The organism is Burkholderia sp. JP2-270, assembly GCF_003233675.1.
GTDB classification, from domain to species: domain Bacteria; phylum Pseudomonadota; class Gammaproteobacteria; order Burkholderiales; family Burkholderiaceae; genus Burkholderia; species Burkholderia pyrrocinia_C.
Genome location: NZ_CP029825.1, coordinates 120900 through 141554 on the forward strand (window position 1 = coordinate 120900; position 20655 = coordinate 141554).

The window sequence follows — 20655 nt, forward strand, 5'->3', positions numbered from 1 at the left end:
GACTTCAACCCGCGGCCGCTCCGCTCGCACAGGTTTCGGCCGAGCCAAGTTGTGAGAACGTCTTGGCGATGTCGTATCGGACGCCTGATGCCTTGGCGAGGAAGATGTCGGCCGTCACATTGCGGGACTTCATCGTGACCACGCCGCGCGGGCCTTTGTAACTTGCCCCGTCGGAAGCCTTCGTCAGATCGCCAATCGACGCAGAGTTCGCCTTCCTGGTCATGGCGTCATACATCAGGATGCCTTCGTACGTCGACTCGCCGATGCTGCTCAAAACCGCCGAAGCACCGAACTGCTTGTGATAGCGCTCCAGAAACTGTCCGGACGTCGCGGTCGGCGTCGCGAAAAAGCCGGAAGCCGAGTAGAGGTTCTTGGAATTGGACGCACCGATGCCGATCAATGTATTTTCTTCGATCATCGTGCCGAAACGGATCATCTTGTCGCTGAGACCGAAGCTCGCGAAACTTCTGTTGAACGTGACGGCCGACCCGCCCACCAGCGTGATGAAGACCGCATCCGCCTTGCTGTCCCGGATTTTTCCGAGTACCGCGTCGAAGTTGTCGACGTCGAACGGAACGTACTCTTCGCCGACCACAGTCGCGCCGGAACCCGGAATCGCCTTTTTCGCCATCTCGTTCGATTTGCGTGGCCAGATATAGTCGTTGCCGATCAGGAACCAGCGCTTGACCTGGTGTTTGGCGGTCAGCCACGGAATGACCGGCGTCAGTTGCTGCGCGGGCGTCTCGCCAACGAAGAACGTGCCCTTCGCGCAATCGCCGCCCTCGTACATCGGGGTATAGAAGTAAGGCACCTGGCCTCGAAACAGACTTTCCAGCGCCGTGCGCACTGCACTATCGTGCGATCCGACAAAGACCTCCGCCTTGTCGCGCTTCCAGAGACGGAGTGCCGTCTGCGCCGACTCGGAAGGTGCAGCGCCGGCGTCTCCCACCAGCAACTCGAGGGGACGCCCCAAAACGCCCCCGCGCGCATTGATCTCGTCGATCGCCATTGCCGCACAGTTTTTGCAGGCTTGGCCGAAAAATGCGGCCGGCCCACTCATCGGCGCCATCAGCGCCAACTTCAGCGGCTGGTTTGCCGCACGTACCGATGCCGGAACGAGCCCCCCGACGCCCACCGCGGCACTTGCAGCACCGAGCGCAATACTTTTCAGGATATTTCGACGATTCATTTGCTTGCCTTTTTCGTTAAGCCGTTGCCGGATGGATTAAACGTGTGGGTAGAGACGCGGAAACGTCGCGGCGCACAGAACGCGCTCCATTTCCTTGCCGATCTGCAGGATTCGCTGATCCGAATACGGCGCACCGTCCAGCGCCAACCCAACCGGGAGGCCATCCTGGGTCAGACCTGCGGGAACAGTGATGCCGGGTACCCCTGCGTTGCTGCCTGGTTCGGTATTTCGTGTGTACGCGGCAAAGACATCGAGCGTTTCGGACCCGACCGCCACGGTTTCAGAACCGATGTTGCAAGCCGGAATCAGGACGGTGGGAAATAGCAGTGCGTCTGCCTCCACTTCGCGAAGACACGCCACGTAAGACGTACGTGACCGCTCTCGCGCGAGAAGCGCTTCGGCATATTCGGTCGCGGAAATCGCACCGGCCCCCAGGATGTCGCCGACGATCCGGATCACATCCGGACTTTTGATCCGGGCAACGATCTCCGGGAGCGTCACGGCCACGCCACCGGTTTCCAGATAGCGACTCACGGCACCGCCGAACTCGAAAAAAGGGATGATTGCGCTCTTCGGCGCACGGAAAAACGGATAACGTCGCAGGTCTACGTCGACCAGTTCGAAGCCTGCATCCTCGAGCTTCTGCAGGGCGCCTTCGAGTACCGGCCGGGCATCGGATGACAGCCCCTCCCACAACGTCGAGTACGGGACCGCCAGGCGAAAGTCACGTGCGCCGTCGACAACGGGAAGCGCCGAACCACTTCCAGACAGGATCTCGTCCAGCAACATCACGTCGGAGACCGTGCGGGCGATCGGGCCGACCGTATCACGCGTGGGCGATATCGGTACGACTCCCTCGGACGGATAGCGGCCATGCGTAGGACGAAAGCCGACCAATCCACACAGCGCCGCCGGAATGCGTACCGATCCGCCCGTGTCAGTGCCGAGCGCCGCCGGCACCGCACCACTTGCCACCAGTACGGCAGACCCGCCGCTGCTTCCTCCGGGAATTCTGGACGGGTCATGGGGGTTGCGGGCCGGGCCAAAAAATCCGTTGTCGTTCGTGCAGCCGAACGCAAGTTCGTGCATGTTGGCTTTGCCGGCGGCCAACGCACCCGATTCGATCACACGTGCCACGACTGGAGCGTTCGCTCGAGGTACAGCGTCGCGGAGCGCTGCCGTTCCAGCGGCTGTCGGCATGCCCGCGCAGTCAATGTTGTCCTTGATTGCCAATGGAATGCCTGCAAGTGACATCCGGCCTGTCCGGGCGGCCAGCGATTCGTCATGCGCCCGCGCCGATTGCAACAATTCCTTCGGGTCGAAATACACGAACCCGTTCAGCGACTCGGTTTTGACCTGTTGATCCACCAGCGCCTGAACGTATTCCAGACAGGAGATCTCGCGTCGATCGATCGCACCTTTTGCGTCGACGACTGAAAGCTGCGGCAGGGTTGGCATCTACGTCTCTCTTACATTTCGGTCTTCGTAGATTGCGCCTCGGCGTTTTTGTAGTGCATCGTCAGAAATGACGACGACGCAGTCAGCCCTGGCAGCGTCGCATCACCGCCCCCGATTCAGCCCCACGACCGACGTCAGCGGCCTTGATCTCGCGAGTCCGCGCAACGGATCTGAAATCCGCCTGCTCTTTGCCGGACGTTCAGGCCGCGTCGATGTTCGAGATGGAATGCTTCGACGTCACCGCGGGCACCGTTTCATCGAGAAACATCCCCACGAGAGCGCTCACCAACGACACCCCCCCGACGATCAGCATTGGATAACCCAGACCGAACGTGTCGGCGAGCCCACCTGCCACCACAGGCATCAGGACCCCACCAATGAGTTCACTGACAGCGGTTGGAACGCCTACGGCTGAGCCGGTCAGCGTCGACGGTACGGATTCGCAGGGAATCACGGCAAGAAAGAGCGGCGCGATGCCGAAGCCACAAATCCCGGCAGCAAAGAGGTTGGCGAACATGACGATCGGAGAAGCGTGACAAAGAACAAACGCCAACATCAGCACTCCATAGCAAGCCGCAGAAACGACGAGCACGATACGCCGTCCAAGACGGTCAGAGATCGCCGGAACAGCGATCATCCCGATAAACCCGCCGAAACCCCATCCGGATATGATCAGGCCAACCGTGCCAAGGCTGAGGCCTACTACTTTGGTCAGATAGAGCGCGACAAACGTCGAGAAAACGAACAGGCCAGTCTGGAAAAGCGATCCGATGACCGTGGTCAGCCAGATGTTCTTGTATCTCAACACGGTCAAGGGGCCGCCCGATGCCGATCGGGCCTGCTTATCGCGACTAGCCTCCGACTTTCGCATGGTCCTGCCGATCAGGAACGTCAGCAAAAGCCCCGGGATGCCGAGAACGAAAAACACCCACTCCCAGCGCATATGCATCACGAGTTGGGTAGCAATGATCGGTCCAAGGCCGATACCCAGAAGAGGGAAAAACGACTGATGAATGCCCAGATTCAAGCCGCGCCGGCTCGGCGTCGATATTTCGTCGATGGTCGCGACGCTGGCGCTGAAGACGCCCCCCTCTCCCACGCCAAGGAGGCCTCGCACGAGCAGCATGCTGTGGAACGACTTGGCGACGCCGGTAAAGGAAGTCATCACCGAGAAGAAGATTGAAGACCCGAGCAGAATCTTGCGACGCCCATGGCGGTCGGACAGGCTCCCGAGCAACCATGTCGAAATTGCCCACGTCAACGCTAGAACCGAGGCGATGGCGCCTGCCTGCGTGTTGTTCAGTTTGAGTTCCGGCAGAAGAACCGGAAACAGATAAACGATGACCAGGCGGTCGAGACCCACGATGCCGAACAGCACCGCAAGAAAGATGACCATCTTCCATTCGTAGCTTCTATTTTCTTTGTAGCTCATATCGATATCCTAAGTATATCGTCGTTACTGGATGACCGTTGCTTAGAAGAAAAGCCATCCAGTTTCAATCGGTATCAAGCCAACACGGCAGCGACACGAAAACCTCCGACCGGCTCGCCATGGAACGATATGGCGAGCTCGATGGTCCCGCTACCGATTTCCGCCGCTTCCCGCAAGCTCGGACGGGCAGCCGCCGTCTGATGAGGTTTGATCATCGGTGACCGTCTCCACCGGCGCTCTACCGAGAATCTCGGCGACAGCGGGGCGCGGTCGCCGGTCGATCAGCAATCGCAGAACGTCAGGCCGGGAGTAATGCCCCGCTGGATCGAAAACGCACTTCGAAAGCGATTGCATGCCGAGATCGATATTGGCGTAGAGCAGGCCTTCCGCGGTTTCGTCGATCTTGTCGAACAGCTCCGCCCCGTCGGGCCCGTATCCAACGCTATGGCCACCGCCTGCCCGCAACAGCTGACGTTTGTCCTCAGTGTCGCAAAGACTCTCGACCATCTCCTCGGTGACGACTGTCGAAGGCGCGAGGACGAAGCAACCTCCTTCGACGGCATAGGTCCGCGAAACCGCGTTGTTCACCTGGTGGCTCAATGCGCTGGCAAATTCATAGAGGGAAAAGCTCGGCCAGGCGGCAACGTGGACCTGTTCGCCTTGCGCATACATTGCGGCTTTGGTCAAAGGCTGCACGTGTTCGGCACAACAAAGCGCGCCAAGCTTTCCCAACGGACTGTCGATCACGGTCAAGCCGCTGCCCTCCCCGTCACCGAAAACCGTCCGCTCGAGGTGGGTGGGTTTGAGTTTCTGTCGTTGCAGGAGGGTTTCCCCGTCGGGGCCGATCATCCATTGGGAGATATACAACGAGTGGCCCTTGCGCTCCGAGAGACCCATCACGACCGTGATACGGTTTTTCCTCGACGCGTCCCTCAGTGCATCGGCTTCCGGACTGTCGTAGCTCAGCGAGTTGTCGAAGTAACGCTGAACATAGCCTTTACTCATATACCAGGCTGGTGTACCGAGCCAGACGTAGAACGGATAGCCCGGCAGCCACACTTCAGGGAATGCGATCAGGGCGGCGCCGGCCTGCGCCGCCTCTTCAATCAAGCGTATGGACTTTTCGATTCCGGCCTGAAGATCGAGGAACGCCGGGGCGGCCTGTACAACAGCCGCTTTATATTGGGGATGGTTGAGAGCCAAGATACTCCTCCACGACTCGCGGGACGGGACGCCCGCAACGTTGTAGACGAAGTGTCCGGGGCCAATATGGCGGACGCTTGACTCTGACAGAACAGGATTTTTGCTTATGCTGCCAGCAGGCTGGATCGCCGCGCAGCCAGCTCAGGGGCGATTCAAATAGCGTCGCGATGCTTCGCACGGTAGTCGCGCGCAGACATTCCAAAGTGACGTCGAAACGTGCGACTGAAATGCGATGCATTATTGAAACCCCATGCCATCGCAATATCGGTAATCGAGCGGTTTGCGTAGGCGCGTTGCTGAAGCCACTCGCCGCACCCGTTGAGTCTGGCTGTACAGATGATCTCGCCGATCGACTCTCCGACCTCGGCGAACAGTCGGTAAAGATAACGGCTGGAAACCCCCAGTTCATCGGCGATCTGTTCGGGTCCCAGTTCCGGTTCGTGAATACGGTCCTTGATCAATGCACGTGCCCGGAGCAGATGCATCTCTTTCACGTTGGATTTGGGCAGCGGAACCGTGTTGAAATAATCTGCCAACGCCAGTGCGACCAGGTTGGCGGACACATCGCCAAGCCTCTCACAACCGGTCATGGCGCCTTCGTCGGACGAAAGCGCTCTGTGCAGGGACGCGATATGGTCCGCGGCGATTCGGCGTATCCCGGTGGCCGCAGGAATCCTCACTGCGGTGTGCTGCCGGCCACACGGCACCAATTTCTCCAGTGCTTTGCGGGGAAAGCGGATCGTGTAATGCTGCCCGGAGAAATGCCAGACGAAATTGCGCGACGAGTCGAACAGCACCATGTCGGTAGGGGCGACGAACGCGGTGCGGGCATCCTGCTCGATCGCACCTCGTCCCTCGGTCTGTATCGACACAAGCAGGTAGTCGTCCGCCGTGCGCCGCACTTCGTCCCAGTCATGAGCCGCGACGTGATCGACCGCCGAGATCCGCGACACACACAGTCCGTCGGCGTTCACGCTGGAAATCTCGCCATGAAATCCCTGATCGGACTCGGTCCTGAAAACCATGGGGACGCAGCTGGCCCGAACCTGATCTGCCCATGCCAAAAGCCTGTCGTCGCGATGGTAATGATCCGTAGTATTCACTTTATTCATGGCACAAGGTTCCGGCGGCAAATACGCGGGATAGCTATCCCGAACAATTGCGCATCCAGAATCCGGCGTCAATGCGCAGTTGCCTATGACGGTCGCTTCGAAACATAGCTGCGATCGAGCTCACCCACCGAGCGACAACCGATGAGGGCGAGCGTCCGGTCTGTTTCCCGTTTGATCATCTCGATGACGTCGCTCACGCCGATTTCCCCTCTGGCAGCCAACCCGTATAAGGTGGCGCGCCCCAGCATCACGGCATTTGCCCCCAACGCGATCGCCTTGACGACATCAGCCCCCGTCCGTATGCCGCTGTCGAGAATGACCGTCGTTCCCGATGTGCGCTCGACAATATCCGGCAGCACGTCGGCTGTCGCGGGCAGGTCGGCGAGTTGCCTGCCGCCGTGGTTCGAAACGATGACGCCGTCCGCGCCGAGCTCGACGCACCGAACGGCATCATCGGCCGTCACGATGCCCTTGACAAGGAGTTTGCCGGGCCATTCGTCCCGCAAACGGCGCAGGTCATCCCAACTGAAGCTCGCATCCATCTGCCGGCGAAGAATCGCGGCCTGGGAGGCCGTGTCCGATGCATCGTCCGTAGCGAAATTCTTCAACTCCGGCATGCCGTTCATCAGATAAGACCAAAGCCAACGCGGGTGCGATAGTCCGTCGACAGCCGCACGTGCACTTGCCTTGAACGGCATGGCAAAGCCATTGCGAAGATCGCGTCGGCGAAAGCCGTTGACCGCGACATCGGTGGTGAGGATCAAGGTCGAATAGCGAGCCGAGCGGGCACGATTAACCAGGCTCTTCGCGAGGTTGCGATGAACGACGTACAGTTGAAACCACAGTTCTCCGTCCGCCCCTTTTGCCACCTCCTCGATGGACATGTTGGAAGCCGTCGACAGCGCAAACGGAATACCGGCCTTGCCCGCCGCACGCGCAAGTGCGAGGTCGCCCTTCGGCCAGAATGCGCCATTGAGACCCGTTGGCGCGATCACCAGCGGTAACGGGATCCGCCGGCCTAAAAGCGCCACGGACTGCTCTCGTGTGCTGACATCCGACAATCGGCGTGGCAACAACTGCAATTTGTCGAACGCCGAACGGTTATGCCTCGGTCCCGATTCATCGTCCGCCGCGCCTTCCAGATAGTCGAACACCATTCGTGGCAGCCGCCGTCTGGCTTCGTCACGATAGTCGCTGACGGAGAAAATGCCGGGAAATCCTGTTGTCATGATTTGGGTACTGTCAGAGTAAATCGTGATGCGAAAAGCACGGGACGCGCTGTACTCCAGTTTCGCGCGTCTCTCTCGATCGTTCGAACCGGAAGACGACCAAGCAACGTCGCACATGTCGAAAGCTAGACGACAACGCTCCCGACATAGTTTTCCGCCAGGGACCTCGCCGCCGTCTCGGACGTGGTCACATGTTCGAGTTCGGCAACCTGCAACTGCTGCTCGAACGGCGATGCGTCGTCGAGGCGATGCATCATACGGGTCATCCAGTAGGAGAAATGCTCCGCGCGCCAGATCCGTTTGAGCGCGAGCTGACTGTACGAAGCGAGTTGCGCTTCATCGCCGGTGCGGTAGTACGCGTCGAGTCCCCGGCTCAGGATCCGTACGTCGGAGACTGCCAGGTTGAGACCTTTTGCTCCGGTAGGAGGAACGATATGAGCGGCATCGCCGGCAAGAAACAGCCGGCCATGCTGCATCGTCGTCGAGACGAAGTTCCTCATGCCGACGATATTCTTCTGAAAGATCTTCCCGTCGACAACGCACTGACCATCGGCGGAGTCGACGCGTGCGTGCATTTCGGCCCAGATCCGGTCGTCGGACCACTTATCGACGGAATCTTTCGGGTCGCACTGGAAATACATGCGCTGAACCGTCGGCGAACGGGTACTGACCAATGCAAAGCCACGATCATGACGTGCATAGATCAGTTCGTCGGCGGAGGGCGCGCCTTCGACCAGAATGCCGAACCAGCCGAACGGATAGACGCGCTCGAAATCGCGGCGAACGCTCTCGGGAATCGCCGAACGGGACACCCCTTGCGAACCGTCGCATCCGATAACGAAATCACAGTCCAGCGTGTGCGACTGCCCTTGATGCACGAACTGTATCGACGGGGCGGATGTGTCGATGTTGCGAATCGAGACATCCGAGACACCAAACAGGATAGCGCCGCCTGCAGCAACGCGAGCCGCCACCAGATCCTTGATGACTTCGTGCTGCGCGTAGACGGTGATGGACCGACCGGTCAACGCCTTGAGGTCGATGCGTCGCCGCTTTCCGTCGAACGCAAGTTCAAAGCCGTGATGCAAGGCACCTTCCGCCTTCATCCGTTCACCGACACCCGACGCTTCAAGCAGATCCATCGTCCCCTGCTCGAGTACACCCGCCCTGATCGTCGATTCGATTTGCTCGCGCCCGCGGGTTTCGAGCACGACGGACTCGATACCCTTCAGATGCAAAAGATGAGAAAGAAGGAGGCCGGCAGGACCGGCGCCAATAATGCCTACTTGAGTGCGCATAAGATCTCCAACTAAAGGGTCTGACAGCTGCTTTCCATCATTCAATTCAACATGAGCGACGCCGTTACCTGCTCTGCGCAGAGCCCGTAGCAAACATCACGCTCGACACTGACGTCAGGCGCCATTGATGGGCGGAATATGGCGACGCACGATCATCAGGCAGATGAAAACCATCGACATCGCGGCGCCCAGCATGCCCAGGTACGCAGACGCTCCACCCTGCGTGATCACGAATGCCCCCGCGAACGCGCTGAGAATCGCGCCAAGCCGCCCAAACGCGAGCGCGGATGCGGTCCCGGTCGCGCGAATCTCGGTTGGATAGACGTACGCGCAAAGGGCATACATCGTCGACTGGACTGCGTTCACAAAGAGGCCGTGCAAACCGATTCCGAACACCAGCAACGTCGTGTGGGCAGAGACGTCAAGACCGCGCAGGAAAAGCGCGCTCGCGGATGCCATCAAGCAACATACGAGCAAAGGCCAGCGCGACCCGAACCGACCGATTGCCACCGCGCAGCCCATTGCGCCGAATACGCCGCCGAGGTTGTACGCGGTAAGACCTGAACCGGCCACCGAAGGGCTGAGCCCCTCGCCTGCAAGCATCGTCGGCAGCCAGCTGAATGCGCTGTAGACCGCGACCAGGTTCATGAAGAAAGCGACCCAGATTGCAACCGTGTCACGGCCTTGATGGTCTGCGAACAGCGCACGAAAGCCCGGACGCTGTCCCGCCTTCTGCTCCTTCTGATCGGCGAACACAGCGTCCGGCTGAATCGAGCGGGACATGCGGGTCAGCAAGTGACGCAGTTCATCCCAACGTTCGTGATGGCGGGCAAGATAACGTGGCGATTCCGGCATGACGAAATACAGCAGGAGCGCCAGTGCTACGGGAAGCGTGCCTCCAATAAGAAAGAGTCCCCGCCAGCCAAAATGAGGAAGCACAACGCTGGCGAACAGCCCGGCAAGCATGCCCCCCAGCGGTACGCAAACGATGGTTGCGGTCACTGCGAGCGTCCGCCGGCGGGCAGGTGTAAATTCCGCCGTCATGGTCGTCGCGCTCGGCAGTGCGCCACCGATACCCAGTCCCGCGAAGAAGCGCAGGATTGCAATGGTCATGACGTCCGGCGATAACGCAATCGAACTCGTCGCCAAGCCAAATACCAGCACGCTCCCGATGATTGCCCAGCGCCGACCGAACCTGTCCGCGAAAAGCCCGGCGAACGCGCTGCCTATACCCATGCCGACGAGGCCGGCAGCAACGGCGGGCGCAAATGCGTTGCGCGTGATGCCCCACTCCTTGATCAAGCTGGGAATGGCGAACCCGATGAGTTGCCCATCGAATCCATCCATCACGATGGCAAGCGCGGCGAGCAAGACGACCGTTCTCTGGAACGCCGAGAACGGTCCATCATCGAGGGTGCGGCCTATGTCTACGGTCGGCAGACGTGGATTACGATCGTTCATTTCGCTCCCCAAGCCAGACCGGTCGAGTCTGAATCGCACCCCTGGGTAATCCGTTTTCCGACGTGACGGTCAAACTCGAACCGGGTGCGATCGAGCGACAACTCGAAATTGACGACAGGCATTGCAGTCTCCTTAGGCCGATCGCTCGTCGTTCCACGAGCGAAGGCTTTCTCACCGGTTTATCGTTTTGTTTTGTTCGCGCCCACGATCCAGAGGCCCGTCTCTTCCTCCGTGAGAAAGACGCGCCTTGACCGTGGCAAGGATCAGAACGGATAGTGACGAGGCGTTGTTTGCACGGTGATCCAGCGCAAATCGGTAAATTCCGCGATCCCGGCTTTGCCACCGAAATGCCCAAAACCACTGGACTTCATCCCGCCAAACGGCATTTGCGCCTCGTCGTGAACCGTCGGCCCATTGACGTGGCAAAGCCCGGACTCGATACGCTTCGCTACCGTCAAGGCACGCGCAACATCACGGCTGAAGACTGCCGCCGACAGACCATATTCATTGTCGTTTGCGCATGCGATGGCCGCTTCGTCTCCATTGACGCGAACGATCGCCTTGACGGGCCCGAACGACTCCTCCCGGTAGATATGCATGTCCGCCGTCACGTGATCGAGCAACGTGGCCGGCATGAGCGTGGTATCGGATTTCCCTCCGCATACCAAAGTCGCACCTTTCGCCAGCGCGTCGTCGATCAGGTCGTTGCACTTCCTGACGGTCGCCATGTCTACGACGGAGCCGAGGACGGCCGGGCCCTTTCTCGGATCGCCAAGCGGCAGGCTCTTTGCCTTTTCGGCCAGTCGCGAGACGAATTCATCGGCGATCTTCATGTCGACGACGATGCGTTCGGTGGACATGCAGATCTGGCCGGAATTGGCGAACGCCCCGAATGCTGCGCCTTGAACTGCAGCGTCGAGATCGGCATCGTGAAGAACCAGAAACGGAGCCTTTCCGCCGAGTTCAAGTACCGAAGGCTTCAGATACTTCGCGCACTGGGTAGCGATGATGCGGCCGACGCGAGTCGAACCCGTGAAGTTCACACGTCTGACCGCGGGCTCGGCAATAAGCGCTTCGACAATCTCGCCTGCATTCGCCGGCGCATTCGTGACGAAGTTCACGACGCCACGCGGTAGTCCTGCGTCCTGCAATGCCTCGATGATGAGGCCGTGGGTCGCGGGGCAAATTTCGGAACCTTTGAGCACGACGGTATTGCCGCAAGCCAGCGGCAACGCGATGGCACGCACGCCAAGGATGACGGGAGCATTCCACGGTGCGATCCCGAGCACGACGCCGGCAGCCTGCCGAACCCCCAGCGCGAGACTGCCGGGCACGTCCGACGGAATCACTTCGCCCGAAATCTGCGTGATCATCGCAGCCGCTTCGCGCAACCCGTCGGCCGCAAGCTTGACGTTGAAATCTGCCCACAGGCGGGAGGCGCCCGTTTCGGTTGCCATTGCCAGCGCGAAACGGTCGCCCTTTTCTTCGAGTGCCTCTGCCGCTCGGTTCAGCAATGCGCGTCGCTCGCCTGGCCCCATCGCCGACCATGCGGGAAACGCGGCGGCCGCAGCGTGCACCGCGGCTTGTGCCTCGACGACGGTCGCGGCTGGCGCCGTCGATGCAACCGTGTTATCGAGCGGGTTACGGCGCTCGAATGTCGCCCCGTCGCGAGCCATCGTACGATCGCCATTGATTAGCATCGCTACCTGATTCATTTCCGTCTCCTCGAAATTGTTTGAAATGCCAGCCTGCCGAACCACCGACTCACGGTCAGGCCACGACGATTTCTACAAGGCGCGTTTTGCCCGAAGACAACGCGTCTTCCAGCGCGGACTTGAGCGACAGCGCGTCGCTCACTCGAACCCCTTTGCAACCCATGCTGTTGGCCAGAGAAACGAAATCCAGCCCCGGGAGGTCGGTGCCCTGTACCGGATCCGACGCGGAGAAGCCAAATACGGGCGCAAATTCCTGCAAGGCGGCGTAGCGGGCGTTATTCAGAATGACAAACGTGATCGGGAGATCGAGTTGGACCGCGCTATAGATCGCTTGCGGCGAATACATCGTCGAGCCGTCACCGATGAGGCCGATCACGCGACTGCCGGGTTTGCCCAAAGCCACGCCCACCGCGGCGGGCATGCCGTAGCCCAGACCGCCGCTTGCCATCGTGTAAAACGTTTGACTGCGCGTGAACGGCAGATAACGTTGCATGACGGGGCGCGAACTGGGCGCCTCCTCGACCACGATATCCGCTGCGTTGCGGACCTCGGACAGCGTCTGCAACGCATATGCGACTGACATGACTGCCGCGGGCTCGGCTCGCTCGACGACCTCGCGAGGAGCCGGTAGAGGCCGGCCCCGCGGCGCCGGACGGGCGAGCAGGTCCACAAGCCCCAGCCGAATGTTCGCCACCACCGACGTGCCGACCGGCGTCCACGCCGCGGTAGCCGGATCGTCGATGAGCTGGTACAACGCGGCACCGTCAGGCACATGCGGCCCACTCCCTTCGACGTGATACGCAAAAGCCGGGGCCCCGACGGCGAAGATCAGGTCATGCCCATTCAGAATCCGAACGATTTTTTCGCGCATCGCCGGAAGGAATCCGGCGAAAAGTCGATGATCTTCAGGGAAGCTGCAGCGCGACGACATCGGCGCAACATAAACCCGCGCATTGTGGCGCTCGGCCAGCTGGATTGCCTCGCTCCAGGCATCGGCACGATCGAGTTCCGCGCCGACGACGATGGCCGGCCGTTTGCAGTTGTCCAGCGCGTCACCGATCTCCGCAATCCGTACCGGATCGGGGCGGGACCGGGTGCTGACCCGTGTCACCTCGACGAAGTCGGCCGGCTGATCCCAGTCGTCGACCGGAATGGAAACGAACACCGGGCCACGCGGCTCCTGCATCGCCACGTGGTATGCACGCGCGAGCGCCAGCGGAACATCCGCGGCACGAGCCGGTTCAATGCTCCACTTCACATAGGGGCGCGGCAACTCGGTTGCTTGCGATGCCGACAGAAACGGATCGAACGGCAGAATTGAGCGGGCCTGCTGGCCGGCAGTCACGATCAGAGGCGTCCGGTTCTTGAAAGCCGTGAAGATGTTGCCCATCGCGTTGCCGACACCGGCCGCCGAATGCAGATTGACCAGCGCGGCATTGCCGGTCGCCTGGGCATACCCATCTGCCATACCGACAACGACCGCTTCCTGCAATCCCAGCACGTACCGGAAGTCTTCCGGGAAGTCGCGGAACATGGGTAGCTCGGTCGAGCCGGGATTGGCAAACACGGACGTCATTCCGAGGCGCCGCATCAAGTCCACGACGGCATCGCGAACGGTCGGCTGCCCACTTGTGTTTCGTTGCATCTCGAATCCTCTGCGGTTCGCCACTCAGGCTGGCGGTGATTGGATGAGCCGCAGTATGGGATTCGATGCCTTGTTTGAAAATTGCCAAAATGGCTCAAAGTCATTACATTCAGGCATGATCTCGCCTGGTGGCCGGACGGGCCTATTCCGCCCGGAAGCCTTACCAGTCAAGGCTGTAAGTCGTCATCACCGGTTTTCCGGCAGCCGCAGTGAGCGTACACGGTGGTCCCTTTCAGGGAAGACACCTAGCGCCGTGCAGCTCGGGATCTTGTTCGATCCCTTTAACCCCTTTCAATCTGGTTCGCCGCGATGAGTTTCAATCTGCAGCAGTTGATGATGTTCACCACGATCGTTTCCGCGGGTAGCCTGGGACGAGCCGCGACCATGCTCGACATGACCCAGCCAGCGCTGAGCAGATCGATCAAGCGACTTGAGGAGTCCGTAGGGGCGCCGCTTTTCGAGCGCCACACGAAAGGGATGCAGCTGACCGCACTTGGTGAAGCATTGATGCCGCATGCCATGTTGCTGCAAAGGGAAGCCGAACAGGCGCGGGAGGAACTGGACGCGATGCGCGGCCTCGCGAAAGGCGTCATCAAGGTTGGCGCGGTGGGCAGCATAGCGAGCCTCGTCTTGCCGATGGCCATTGCGTGCGTGCTCGAGAAATGGCCCAATCTGCGCGTCGAGGTGATCGAAGGCGTGTGGGACCGTCTCGTCGAGGGCTTGCTCGCTTACGAAATCGACCTGGCGCTTTGCACATCGGGAATCGAAACCGAGGATGTCGCTGCGCTCTCCGATTGTTCATGGACCGACAGGAGTTTCGTGGTCGCGGCGACCGATCATCCTTTACGCTCGAAGCGCAGTCTTCGACTCGATGACACGTTGACACAACGGTGGGCACTCACGCCGAAGGGAACCGGACCTTATGCCCATATGCAAGAAACCTTCGAAGCCCGAGGTCTCCCAATGCCGGCCATTGCAGTCGAGACCCGTTCGGTAACCGTGCTCAAAAGCCTTGTAGCACGATGTGGCTTTGTCTCATGGATGGCCGAACCGATGTACGACACTGAAAGCAAAGCTGGTGTCATTGACGCTCTGGATATTGAAGGCCTGGATGCGCAACGCACGTTAACCGCGTTTCGGCGCCGGCGAGGCACGCTACCCGCGCCCGCCGTCAAACTGCTGGACGAATTGCGTCAACTGACAGGGTCGTTGCGCAAAGAAAGGCAAAGCCTGTCTTGACAGCCTTGAATCACACATGTCGACGCCGACGGATCGACATCGGCCGCCGCCTACCCGAGCGGCACCACGCTCCCGAGCAGGATCCGCACGAGCGTCGCCTGGCGCGTGACGCCCGTCTTCGAGAAGATCGCTCGCAGGTGTGTGCGCGCGGTGTTCTTGCTGATCCCCGATTCCTCCGCCGCTTCCTCGAGCGTCAGCCCGTTCGTCAGCAACAGCGCGAGCGACGTCTCGGCAGGCGTCAGGTCGAACAGCTTGCGGATGATTTCCTGCGCACCCTGCGGCTTGCGATCGGGGTCGCGCAGGAACAGCGTGACGGCCGGCCGCCGCTTGTTGTCCTCCGACCAGTCGGACAGCAGCACCGTGCGCACCAGCAGCCCGAGGCGCGGCTTGTCGAAGCTGCGCGTGATCGGCATCGCCTCGACGGTCGCCGCGGCCGTGCCGTGGTGCCCCATCACCGCGTGGCGGATCAGCCGCTTCAGCGTGCGGTTCTCCTGCGCGTCGGTCGCCTCGATCGTGCCGCGCGCAATCGTCAGACCGTTGTTCTGCTTGAGGATCTCGTCGGCGACGCTGTTCAGGTCGATGATCGTGCCGTTCTCGTCGAGCGTGATCGTGCCGATCTGCATTCGGCTGATCGCGTTCGCGTAGATCGAGCGTTCGACCTCGGCCGTGTCGAGCCGAGAGTGCAGTTCGACCGCGCGCTTCAGGTGAGGCAGCAGCAGCGCGCAGATCGCCTTGTCGCGCGCGGAGAACTGCTTCGACGCATGGTTGCGGCACACGCGGAACCGGCACTCGACGCCCGACGGCGTGCGCAGGTCGGCGCCGAGGATATAGCGCACATCCTGCGGTTTCAGGAACTGCTTGTACAGCTCGCTCGACAACCAGCCCGTGTCGCCGAACACGTCGTCGACCGTGACTACGCGATCGGCCGGCAGGCCGACGAACGGGTCGAGCGAATAGTAGTAGTTGTTGTACGAAGCCTCGCCGTCGCCCGGGACGACCGGGCCGAATTCCGATGCGTGCACCGACAGCGGCGCACGACGGTCGCTCGCGGCCGCGCGCAGGATCAGCGTCACGTAGTTCGCCTGCAGCCAGCGGCGGACCAGTTCGAGCGCACCGGCCCACGGCGGTGTCTCCAGCGGCCCCTGATAGATACGGGCCATCAGCTCGCTGAAATCCGCGACGCCGATATCGGCCTCGTCGCTTGTTGCCCGGCTCTCTTGCGGAGCCCATCTCGTCTCCATCAGCACGCTCCATCCTCCATACGACATGTTTCCGGTGCGACCGAGCCGCGCCGCCATGATTAAGACGCGTCTAAATTCCGGCGTCATCGGGAGATTCACTGAATGGTGAGAATTGGCCATCCGGGTGTGCGAACCATCGTCCAATCGGATGATGTGGCGCCCTGTCCGCTGCGCTGGAATGCCCGTCAGGCCGTGCCGGCAAGCGTCCGGCCCGGACTCAGGGAAAACCGCGACACGGGTTTACCTGATCCAGACGAATCCGATTCAGACAGGAGTTCCCATGCCGCTCGACCCCCAGGCGCAGGCGCTGCTTGCCGCGTTCGCCCACGCACCCGCGATCGATTTCGCCCGGCTCACCGTTCCCGCGTACCGCGCGAGCCTCGCCGCGGGCGGTGCGTTCGCGCCCGGCGACGCCGTCGCCGCCGAAGAGGACTGGCAGATCCCCGCGTCGGGCCGTCAGTTGTCCGCGCGGTTGTATCGGCCCGATACCGACAGACCGCTGCCGCTGACGGTGTTCTTCCACGGCGGCGGCTTCGTGTCGTGCGGCATCGATTCGCACGCGAACCTGTGCCGCAGCCTCGCGAAACGCGCGGGCACGCTCGTGCTGTCGGTCGACTACCGGCTCGCGCCCGAGACGCGTTTCCCGGCGGCCGCGCACGACGCGTGCGATGCCGTGCGCTGGGCTGCCGCCAGCGCGCGCGATCTCGGCGCGCGTGCCGGCGCGGTGGCCGTGGCCGGCGACAGCGCGGGCGGCAATCTCGCGGCGGTCGCCGCGCTGCAGTTGCGCGGCTCGGGCATCGGCATCGCGCATCAGTTGCTGCTGTATCCGGTCGTCGATTGCGCGACCGAGCATCCGTCGTACGAATCGTTCCGCGACGGCTATTTCCTGACGGCGGACATGATGCGCTGGTTCAAGCACCACTATTTCGACGACGGCGCCGATCGCGCATCGCCGCTTGCGAGCCCGCTCGCCGCGCCGGACGTTGCGGGCGCGGCGCCGGCGACGATCGTCAGCGCCGAATTCGATCCGCTGCGCGACGAGGCCGAAGCGTACGCGCTGCGTCTCGCGCAGGCCGGCACGCCGGTGACGCTCGTGCGCTGGCCCGGCCAGTTGCACGGTTTCGCGAGCATGCTCGGCGCCGTCGATGCGGCCGACCGCGTGCTGACGTTCGGCGCCGACGCGCTGCGCCGCGCATTCGACGCGACGGAGGAGCAATGACGCTCGCCGGCACGCTGGAGATCGTCGACGAGCTTCGTGCGGGCCGCATGGTCCTGCTCGTCGACGAAGAGGATCGCGAGAACGAAGGCGATCTCGTGATCGCGGCCGATCACGTGACGCCCGAAGCGATCAATTTCATGGCGCGCTTCGGGCGCGGGCTGATCTGCCTGACGCTGACCGCCGAGCGCTGCGAGCAATTGCGGCTGCCGCCGATGGCCGATCGCAACGGCACGCCGTTCGGCACCGCGTTCACCGTCAGCATCGAGGCGGCCGAAGGCGTGACGACCGGCATATCGGCGGCCGATCGCGCGCATACGATCCGCGCGGCGGTCCGTGCGGGCGCGCGCCCCGACGATCTCGTGCAGCCCGGCCACGTGTTCCCGATCGCCGCGCGCCCGGGCGGCGTGCTGGTGCGCGCGGGGCACACAGAGGCTGGCTGCGATCTCGCGGCGCTCGCCGGGCTCACGCCCGCGTCGGTGATCTGCGAGGTGATGAACGACGACGGCACGATGGCGCGGCTGCCGGAGCTGAAGGCGTTCGCCGCGCATCACGGGCTGAAGATCGGCACGATCGCCGACCTGATCCACTACCGCCGCGAGCACGAATCGCTCGTCGAACGCGTCGGCGAGCGGCCGCTGCATACGCCGTGGGGACGGTTCCGCGCGATCGAGTATCGCGACGGCGTGCACGGCGCGCCGCATCTCGCGCTCGTGCGCGGCGAACCCGATCCGGCGACGCCCGTGCTGACGCGCGTGCACGAATGCCATTCGCTGCTCGACCTGCTCGACGCTGAGCCGTCCGCGCATTCGTGGCCGCTGCACGCCGCGCTGCAGCGCATCGAGGCGGCCGGCTGCGGTGTCGCGGTGCTGCTCGACTGCGACATGCGCGGCGACGCAATGCGGATACCGGCCGGCAATGCGAGGCGCGATGGGCGCGTGACGGGAATCGGGTCGCAAATCCTGCGCGACGTCGGCGTGCGGCGGCTGAACGTGCTGTCGAGCCCGTTCCGGCTGCCGGCGTTGTCCGGGCACGATCTGGAGATCATGGCGTTCATTCCGCTCGGGGACGACGATCCGGAAAGTGCGCGGGGCGCATACGCGAATCCGCTTCGGGCGGCGTGATGCGGGAAGATGCGCGGGCGTCGCGCGCGGCGCCGACCGGTAGGAGGGTTGGTCGGGTTTTCGCATAACAGGCTATCGTTTGTTTTTGCGAAATACAGTCTGGGGTTTGTATTTTTACAATACATGCCATAGACTGTATTTTCCGATTACAACCGATCGCCTGTCATCCCGCGGAGCGCCCGATGGCCTTTCCTGTTCAGACCCTGACCCAGTTGCGCCCGATACTCGTCGGCTTCAGGAAATCCGCGGGGCTCACGCAGGCACAATTGGCCGCCCGCCTGGGCGTCACGCAGCAATCCTACGCGCAGCTCGAAGCCAATCCGTCGGCGGTGAGCATCGAACGGCTTTTCAAGGTGCTGAACACGCTCGGCGTTCGTATGACGCTCGACCTGGGCGCGCGGGATGATCCGGCGGAATCCGCCCAGCCCGATGCCGATGCCCCTGCCCCTGCCGATGCCGGGCCGGCGGCTCGCAAGCCGGCCGCGAAAAAAACGCATGCCGGACCCGGCGCGCGGCGCAACGGCAGCAAAAGCCCTAACCAAAGCCACGACCGGCGCCGCGCGCAAGCGGCCGGCGACGGCAGCACCGGGCAAGCCACGGATCTCGAAACGGGAGGACTGGTGACGATGGCGCCGCGCGTGCGCCACGACCGGCTCGACCTGTGGATGAACGGCATTCCGGTCGGCTACTGGGAAATTCGGCGCGGCGTCGAGCGTCTCGTCTACCTGCCGGGCTGGCTCGATGATCCCCAAGGGCGGCCGCTGTCGCTGTCGCTGCCCTTCACGCCCGGCAACCAGCCGCACCAGGGCGCGATCGTCGCCGACTACTTCGACAACCTGCTGCCGGACAGCGAGCCGATCCGCCGCCGCATCGCGCAGCGCTACCGGCTCGGATCGACGGCGCCGTTCGAACTGCTGACGTCGATCGGCCGCGATTGCGTCGGCGCGATCCAGATGCTGCCGCCCGGCGAAATGCCCGTTGACCTCGAGGCGATCGACGGCGTGACGCTCGACGACGCAGCCGTTGCCGACGCGCTGCGCCACGCGACCGCCGCTCCGCTGCCCGGCCGCGCGGAGCCGGACGGCGACCTGCGCCTGTCGATCGCCGGCGCGCAGGAAAAGACCGCATTGCTGCGTCAGGGAAACCGCTGGCTGCGGCCGTCGGGCAGCACGCCGACGACGCACATCTTCAAGCTGCCGCTCGGGCGCGTCGGGAACATGCAGGCCGACATGCGGACGTCCGTCGAGAACGAATGGCTGTGCTCGAAGCTCGTCGCCGCTTACGGCCTGCCGGTCGCGCCGTGCGAGATCGGCCGGTTCGACGACCAGAAGGCGTTGATCGTCGAGCGCTTCGACCGGCGTCCTTCGCGCGAAGGCACATGGATCCTGCGGCTGCCGCAGGAGGACATGTGCCAGGCGACCGGCACGCCGTCCAGCGCGAAATACGAATCCGACGGCGGCCCCGGCATCGAGACGATCATGGGCATCCTCGCGAATTCGACCGACGCCGCGCACGACAGGCAGAACTTCTTCGTCGCTCAGCTCGTGTTCTGGGTGCTTGCGGCGATCGACGGCCATGCGAAGAACTTCAGCATCGCGCACCTGCCCGGCAACACGTATCGCAGCACGCCGCTGTACGACGTGCTGTCCGCGCATCCGATCATCGGCACACGCCGCAACCAGTTGCCGCCGCGCCGCGCGCGGCTCGCGATGGCCGTGTGCGGGAAGAACCGGCACTACGTGATCGGCGAGATCCAGCCGCGTCACTGGATCGCGCAGGGCAGGCGCGTCGGCCTGACCGAAGACGACGTGCACACGGCGATGGCGGCTGTCGCCGCGCGCACGGAACCCGCGATTGCCGAAGTCGCCGCGCAGATCCCGGTGGACTTTCCCGCGGATGTGGCGGACGCGATCTTCGACGGCATGCGTCGCCAGAGCCGCAAGCTTGCGGGTGGGTGATCACGCGCTATGTTTCTCCGCGGTGTGTCGGGCTTGGGGCGTGATGTGGCGCTTCAACGCGTCGAATCGATGGTTCGTTGATTCGCGCGAATTCGCGCGATTGCGCGACACGGTGCTCGCCGCTTTCGACGACGG

The 20655-nt window shown here is 62.5% G+C and carries 15 protein-coding genes and 1 pseudogene; 5 read left to right on the top strand and 11 right to left on the bottom strand.

Features of this window, described 5'->3' with window-relative positions; translation table 11 throughout:
* Nucleotides 1-4: 4 nt before the first annotated feature.
* From DM992_RS18200 to mdlC, 10 genes are all read right to left on the bottom strand, one after another.
* Complete coding sequence (locus tag DM992_RS18200) at nt 5-1189, bottom strand: substrate-binding domain-containing protein (RefSeq protein ID WP_111018043.1); 1185 nt, start codon at nt 1187-1189, stop codon at nt 5-7.
* A gap of 36 nt (nt 1190-1225) precedes the next feature.
* Nucleotides 1226-2647: an indoleacetamide hydrolase gene (gene iaaH, locus DM992_RS18205; protein WP_111018044.1), complete on the bottom strand. Its 1422-nt coding sequence runs from the start codon at nt 2645-2647 to the stop codon at nt 1226-1228.
* Nucleotides 2648-2846: 199 nt separating this feature from the next.
* Nucleotides 2847-4079 (bottom strand): MFS transporter, encoded by a 1233-nt coding sequence (locus DM992_RS18210; RefSeq protein WP_204356154.1) that lies wholly within the window; start codon nt 4077-4079, stop codon nt 2847-2849.
* Between the two features lie 150 nt (nt 4080-4229).
* Nucleotides 4230-5282, bottom strand: coding sequence for a carbon-nitrogen hydrolase family protein (locus DM992_RS18215; RefSeq protein WP_111018045.1), 1053 nt, complete (start codon nt 5280-5282; stop codon nt 4230-4232).
* Nucleotides 5283-5434: 152 nt separating this feature from the next.
* Nucleotides 5435-6394, bottom strand: a complete 960-nt coding sequence (locus tag DM992_RS18220) for a helix-turn-helix domain-containing protein (RefSeq protein WP_111018046.1) — start codon at nt 6392-6394, stop codon at nt 5435-5437.
* Between the two features lie 83 nt (nt 6395-6477).
* A complete protein-coding gene (locus tag DM992_RS18225) occupies nt 6478-7623 on the bottom strand; it encodes an alpha-hydroxy-acid oxidizing protein (RefSeq protein WP_111018047.1) in 1146 nt (381 codons plus the stop codon).
* Nucleotides 7624-7748: 125 nt separating this feature from the next.
* Nucleotides 7749-8921: a 4-hydroxybenzoate 3-monooxygenase gene (locus tag DM992_RS18230; RefSeq protein ID WP_111018048.1), complete on the bottom strand. Its 1173-nt coding sequence runs from the start codon at nt 8919-8921 to the stop codon at nt 7749-7751.
* A gap of 114 nt (nt 8922-9035) precedes the next feature.
* Entirely contained in the window at nt 9036-10382 is a 1347-nt protein-coding gene (locus DM992_RS18235) for an MFS transporter (protein WP_111018049.1), read from the bottom strand.
* A 263-nt stretch (nt 10383-10645) separates the two neighbouring features.
* A complete protein-coding gene (locus DM992_RS18240; protein ID WP_111018050.1) occupies nt 10646-12097 on the bottom strand; it encodes an aldehyde dehydrogenase in 1452 nt (483 codons plus the stop codon).
* 55 nt (nt 12098-12152) lie between these two features.
* Complete coding sequence (mdlC, locus tag DM992_RS18245; RefSeq protein WP_111018051.1) at nt 12153-13742, bottom strand: benzoylformate decarboxylase; 1590 nt, start codon at nt 13740-13742, stop codon at nt 12153-12155.
* Between the two features lie 309 nt (nt 13743-14051).
* Here mdlC and DM992_RS18250 point away from each other — a divergent pair, with 309 nt between their 5' ends.
* A complete protein-coding gene (locus DM992_RS18250; RefSeq protein ID WP_111018052.1) occupies nt 14052-14981 on the top strand; it encodes a LysR family transcriptional regulator in 930 nt (309 codons plus the stop codon).
* A 50-nt stretch (nt 14982-15031) separates the two neighbouring features.
* On the opposite strand, the gene DM992_RS18255 is transcribed toward DM992_RS18250, so the two are convergent.
* Nucleotides 15032-16222, bottom strand: a complete 1191-nt coding sequence (locus tag DM992_RS18255; protein ID WP_111020280.1) for a LuxR family transcriptional regulator — start codon at nt 16220-16222, stop codon at nt 15032-15034.
* A gap of 280 nt (nt 16223-16502) precedes the next feature.
* Here DM992_RS18255 and DM992_RS18260 point away from each other — a divergent pair, with 280 nt between their 5' ends.
* From DM992_RS18260 to DM992_RS18275, 4 genes and pseudogenes are all read left to right on the top strand, one after another.
* A complete protein-coding gene (locus tag DM992_RS18260; protein ID WP_111018053.1) occupies nt 16503-17441 on the top strand; it encodes an alpha/beta hydrolase in 939 nt (312 codons plus the stop codon).
* Entirely contained in the window at nt 17438-18562 is a 1125-nt protein-coding gene (gene ribBA / locus DM992_RS18265) for a bifunctional 3,4-dihydroxy-2-butanone-4-phosphate synthase/GTP cyclohydrolase II (protein ID WP_111018054.1), read from the top strand. The genes DM992_RS18260 and ribBA overlap by 4 nt, the downstream gene beginning before the upstream one ends.
* Before the next feature lie 182 nt (nt 18563-18744).
* Nucleotides 18745-19186: pseudogene (locus tag DM992_RS18270) on the top strand (helix-turn-helix transcriptional regulator).
* Nucleotides 19187-19188: 2 nt separating this feature from the next.
* A complete protein-coding gene (locus tag DM992_RS18275; protein ID WP_111018055.1) occupies nt 19189-20520 on the top strand; it encodes a type II toxin-antitoxin system HipA family toxin in 1332 nt (443 codons plus the stop codon).
* The last annotated feature ends 135 nt before the right edge of the window (nt 20521-20655 follow it).